This is a genomic window from Pseudomonas sp. CGJS7, assembly GCF_036961695.1.
Window position 1 is genome coordinate 1 of sequence record NZ_JBAMDI010000337.1, and the last position, 345, is coordinate 345.

The 345-nt window shown below is 66.1% G+C and carries 1 protein-coding gene; it reads left to right on the forward strand.

Translation table 11 applies throughout. The features are described from left to right. Positions 1 to 345, forward strand: a 345-nt coding sequence (locus V7787_RS52975; RefSeq protein ID WP_336095477.1) for a hypothetical protein, incomplete at both ends; no start/stop codon positions are given.

Below are 345 nucleotides of genomic sequence, written 5' to 3' on the forward strand. Positions count from 1 at the left end.
ACGGTCAGCGATTTCCCGCTGACGGCGACCGGCCCGAGCACCATCACCGGCACCAGCGGTTCGGCCACGGTGACCAACGCATCGGTCAGCGCGGGTGCGTACACCCTGTCTGAAACCAACCAGCCCGGTTACACCGCCGGCACGTATAGCTGCGTGCTCAACGGCGGTGCGGCGGTTTCGGCCAATTCGATCACCCTGGCCGGCGGCGACAATGCCACCTGCACGATCGATAACAACGACCAAGCCGCGACGCTGACCCTGGTCAAGACGGTGACCAACGACAACGGCGGTACCGCCACGGTCAGCGACTTCCCGCTGACGGCGACGGGTCCGAGCACCATCACC